The sequence below is a fragment of the Acidovorax sp. HMWF029 genome, from assembly GCF_003060895.1.
Taxonomy (GTDB): Bacteria; Pseudomonadota; Gammaproteobacteria; order Burkholderiales; family Burkholderiaceae_C; genus Acidovorax.
The window spans coordinates 1-3,994 of sequence record NZ_QAIH01000229.1 but is presented as its reverse complement, the minus strand read 5'-3'; the positions used below and the strand labels follow the sequence as shown (position 1 = coordinate 3,994).

Here is a 3,994-nt window from a genome sequence, read left to right as displayed (position 1 = left end):
GGGCAGCGCCGCCCCCGCGGCAGAATCCAACACCGGCTTTGCCACGACCTCTTCCATGGCCTGTAGATCGACCGTCGGCCCCGACAGCGATGGACTGGAGTCAACCGCCTCTGCCGCCCACGGTGTGGGGACGGGCCGCCAGGAAAACGGCGCGGTCGGCGCGAGGTTCAAGGTACTTGCATCGGAAGCCGTCGCGCCTACCGCCAGGAACGCAGGCACAGTGGGCGCAGGAATATCCAGCACAGGCATTGCCGGTGCCAGGGGGGCTGCAGCCATGGGCAGTGAAGTGTCTGCGCGATGGCCTACGGCATCTGCATGCGCAGTGGGCGCAGCCATAGGAGCCGCCTGAGCCCCCCTCTCCAACGCTGGGGGCGAAGGCGGCGCGGCCCCGCCCCCCCAAGCACGCTCGGCATCGCTCTTTCGAGCGGTGGGCGCCGGGGGCGGCCGTACATCGGTCAGTGACACATCGGGCAAAAGGGCTGCCGGAGCCACTGGCAACAAATGCGCAGAGGCATCAAACACTTCCTTGCATTGGCCACACCGCACCCATCCTTCCGAGATGCGCAATTGGTCTGCCACCACCTTGAAGGAGGTGGCGCAGGACGGGCAGCGAGTGATCTGGCTCATCAGCGTTGGATTGTAGGGGCCGTGCCACCCGGGCCCAGGCGGAATACGCGCAGGCTCAGCGCTGGGCGGTCATCAAGATCCAGCCGTCTTCGGCATCCGCCACTTCCAGCTGAACCCATGGTGCATAGGCTTCTTTCAGCTCATCGGCCTGGCGCTCCAGGATGCCCGCAAGCACCAGGTGCCCTCCCGGCGCTACATAGGCGCTCAGCAAAGGCGCCAGCACACGCAAGGGGGTCGCGAGGATGTTGGCCAGCACCGTCTGGTACTCGCCCCGTGCCTTGTCAGGCAATCCGGCACTCAATCGCACGCCGTTGGCTTGCGCGTTCTGTGCCGTGGATTCCACAGCGGCGGGATCAATGTCCACCGCATCAATATCCGTGGCGCCAAACTTGGCGGCGCCAATGGCCAGGATGCCCGAGCCGCATCCGTAGTCCAGCACCCGGCCCAGCGGGTTGTTGCCAGCTCCCGGCTGCACCGCCCCGTTGCGCGCAATCCAGCGCAGGCACATGCGCGTGGTGGGGTGCGTGCCCGTGCCAAAGGCCAGGCCCGGGTCCAAACGAATGCTGCGCACCGCCTGCGCAGGCAGTTCATGCCACGTGGGAACGATCCAGAAGTCCGGCGTGATGTCCACCGGCGCAAACTGCGACTGCGTGAGCCGCACCCAGTCCTGCTCGGCCACCTGCGCCACACCCAGCACCTGACAGCCCACAAAGAAGTCCTGCACCACCAGCAATTGCTGCGCTTCGCGTGCCGCCACCTCGGAAGGAAACAGCGCGACCACGCGGCTGCGCTGCCAGCCATCCTTGGGCGGCGGCATGCCCGGCTCCCCAAACAGCGCCTGCTCGGCGTCGGTCTGGGCATCGGCATCCTCCACCGACACGGAGAGCGCATCCAGCGCATCCAGCGCGTCGCTGACTGGCTCGATACAGTCCTCGGGGCACATCAGACTCAACTCAAACATAGACGCCTCTCAGAAAAATGAAATGCTGACCCTCGTTGCCAAGAGCCAGCATGTGAAACCGCTAGGAGCCGTCTTCAGCGCTTGTGCTGCGACAGCCACTCCTCCAGGTAGTGGATGTTGGTGCCACCGGCCATGAACTTGGCGTCCACCATCAACTCGCGGTGCAGCGGCACATTGGTATTGATGCCTTCAATCACGGTCTCGGACAGCGCCGTGCGCATGCGGGCCAGCGCCTGTTCGCGCGTGTCGCCGTGCACGATGATCTTGCCTATCATCGAGTCGTAGTTGGGCGGCACAAAGTAGTTGGTGTATGCATGCGAATCGACGCGCACACCCGGGCCACCCGGCGGGTGCCAGGTCGTGATGCGCCCAGGCGAGGGGACAAACTTGTACGGATCTTCCGCATTCACCCGGCATTCGATGGCATGGCCACGGATCTCGATCTGGCGCTGGGTGAAGGGCAGCTTCTCACCTGCCGCCACCATGATCTGCGTCTTGACGATATCCACACCAGTGATCCATTCGGTCACCGGGTGCTCCACCTGCACGCGGGTGTTCATCTCGATGAAATAGAACTCGCCGTTCTCGTACAGGAACTCGAACGTGCCCGCACCACGGTAGCCAATCTTCTTGCAGGCGGCCACGCAGCGCTCGCCAATCTTCTCGATCAGCTTGCGGGGGATGCCAGGCGCTGGCGCCTCTTCGATCACCTTCTGGTGGCGGCGCTGCATGGAGCAGTCGCGCTCGCCCAGATATACCGCGTTGCGGTGCTTGTCGGCCAGGATCTGGATTTCGATGTGGCGCGGGTTCTGGAGGAACTTCTCCATGTACACCGCAGGATTGCCAAACGCAGCGCCCGCCTCGGCCTTGGTCATCTGCACGGCATTGACCAGCGCGGCCTCGGTGTGCACCACGCGCATGCCACGGCCACCGCCGCCGCCAGCTGCCTTGATGATCACGGGGTAACCGATGGCCTTGGCGATGCGGCGGATCTGCACCGGGTCATCGGGCAACTCGCCCTCTGAGCCCGGCACGCAGGGCACGCCGGCGCGGATCATGGCCTGCTTGGCCGACACCTTGTCGCCCATGATGCGGATCGATTCGGGCGTAGGGCCGATGAACTGGAAACCGCTCTTTTCGACGCGCTCGGCGAAATCGGCGTTCTCGGACAGGAAACCGTAGCCGGGGTGAATGGCTTCGGCGTCGGTCACTTCGGCCGCCGAGATGATGGCCGGCATGTTGAGGTAGGACAGCGGCGAGGGCGCGGGGCCGATGCACACCGCCTCTTCGGCCAGCTTGACGTACTTGGCGTCGCGATCGGCCTCGGAATAGACCATCACGGCCTTGATCCCAAGTTCGCTACACGCGCGCTGGATACGGAGAGCGATCTCTCCGCGATTCGCAACGAGAATCTTCTTGAACATGGGTGCCTTATTCGATAACGAACAGCGGCTGTCCGTATTCCACGGCCTGGCCGTTTTCGCCCATGATGCGCGTGACCGTGCCCGACTTGTCGGCTTCGATCTCGTTGAGGATCTTCATGGCCTCGATGATGCAGATGGTCTCGCCTTCCTTGACCTGGCTGCCCACCTCGACAAAAGCCTTGGCGCCGGGACTGGACGAGCGGTAGAAGGTGCCGACCATGGGCGACTTGACGACATGGCCTGCGGGCACCGCAGGAGGAGCAGGCAGCTCGGCCACAGGGGCTGCAGCGGCAGGTGCAGGCGCCACCGGGGCTTGCATGGGGGCCGGGACATACTGCTGGACCACGGCGCCACCGCTCTTGACGATGCGGACTTTGCCCTCGGCCTCCGTGATTTCGAGTTCGGACACATTCGACTCGGACACGAGATCGATGAGGGTTTTGAGTTTTCGCAGATCCATGGAAGCTCCAACGGCTATAAAACTGAATAGGGCGCGAATTTACTCCAATTTCACCCTATCGCAGTCTTCCACATGCATTTTCCATGAACTTCGTCATGGAAATAGGCCACTGGAACCCTCCAGAATCACCACACCGACTGGAAAACAGCCGCCACATGCATCACCGCAAGGAGGCCCACTGCTGCAGATCCTGAGGGGTGACTTGCCCCATTTTACGGTGCAGCACCCGCCCCGCGGCCCCCAGCACCACGGTAAAGGGCAGCCCGCCAGTCAGATTGCCCAGAGAGCGCCCCAGATCAGTCCCCCCCAAACCAGCCAGCCCGACCGGAAACTCCAGAGGAAGACGCGCCAGGAATTTGCGCACCGCCGAGGGCTGGTCGATCGCCAAACCTAGCACTTGCCAGCCTTTGGCGGCATGTTCGCGGTAGAAAGCATTCAGCATGGGCAACTCTTCCACACAGGGCGGACACCAGGTGGCCCAGAAGTTGAGCAGCAGCGGCTTGCCGGAAAAAGACTTCAAAG

General features: G+C 63.5%; 5 protein-coding genes and 1 pseudogene. All 6 read right to left on the bottom strand.

Annotated features, from left to right (window positions below):
- A partial coding sequence (locus DBR12_RS23580; protein WP_369861645.1) for a hypothetical protein occupies window positions 1–276 on the bottom strand: 276 nt, incomplete at its 3' end.
- Between the two features lie 285 nt (window positions 277–561).
- Window positions 562–627: pseudogene (locus tag DBR12_RS23575) on the bottom strand (MJ0042-type zinc finger domain-containing protein); the annotation flags it as partial.
- A 55-nt stretch (window positions 628–682) separates the two neighbouring features.
- Complete coding sequence (gene prmA, locus DBR12_RS17120; RefSeq protein ID WP_108618368.1) at window positions 683–1,588, bottom strand: 50S ribosomal protein L11 methyltransferase; 906 nt, start codon at window positions 1,586–1,588, stop codon at window positions 683–685.
- 74 nt (window positions 1,589–1,662) lie between these two features.
- A complete protein-coding gene (gene accC, locus DBR12_RS17115; RefSeq protein WP_094291466.1) occupies window positions 1,663–3,012 on the bottom strand; it encodes an acetyl-CoA carboxylase biotin carboxylase subunit in 1,350 nt (449 codons plus the stop codon).
- 7 nt (window positions 3,013–3,019) lie between these two features.
- Window positions 3,020–3,472 (bottom strand): acetyl-CoA carboxylase biotin carboxyl carrier protein, encoded by a 453-nt coding sequence (gene accB, locus DBR12_RS17110; RefSeq protein ID WP_108618367.1) that lies wholly within the window; start codon window positions 3,470–3,472, stop codon window positions 3,020–3,022.
- 160 nt (window positions 3,473–3,632) lie between these two features.
- A partial coding sequence (locus DBR12_RS17105; protein ID WP_146185560.1) for a TlpA disulfide reductase family protein occupies window positions 3,633–3,994 on the bottom strand: 362 nt, incomplete at its 5' end.

Excerpts from the sequence above, each read along its gene's own strand:
- prmA (WP_108618368.1), bottom strand. The coding sequence starts at position 1,588 with ATGTTTGAGTTGAGTCTGATGTGCCCCGAGGACTGTATCGAGCCAGTC.
- accC (WP_094291466.1), bottom strand. The coding sequence starts at position 3,012 with ATGTTCAAGAAGATTCTCGTTGCGAATCGCGGAGAGATCGCTCTCCGT.
- accB (WP_108618367.1), bottom strand. The coding sequence starts at position 3,472 with ATGGATCTGCGAAAACTCAAAACCCTCATCGATCTCGTGTCCGAGTCG.